The 205-nt window shown below is 64.4% G+C and carries 1 protein-coding gene; it reads left to right on the forward strand.

Going from position 1 to position 205, the window contains the following annotated elements; all coding sequences use genetic code 11:
- A partial coding sequence (locus tag AB3X95_RS39105) for a hypothetical protein (protein ID WP_368624021.1) occupies positions 1-205 on the forward strand: 205 nt, incomplete at both ends.

Raw genomic sequence — 205 nt, forward strand, 5'->3', positions numbered from 1 at the left:
ACGTGAGCGCGCAGGGCCAGAATGCGACGAACGTGGCGCCGGGCGGCACGGTCGACCTGAAGAACACCGATGGCAACCTCGCGGTGAGCAAGAGCACGGCCGGCAACGACGTGAACTTCGATCTGGCACGCGACCTGAAGGTCGACAGCGTGACGATGGGTGACACGGTGGTGAACAACGACGGCCTGACCATCAAGAACGGCCC

The sequence above is a fragment of the Paraburkholderia sp. BR13444 genome (assembly GCF_040948755.1).
Taxonomy (GTDB): Bacteria; Pseudomonadota; Gammaproteobacteria; order Burkholderiales; family Burkholderiaceae; genus Paraburkholderia; species Paraburkholderia youngii.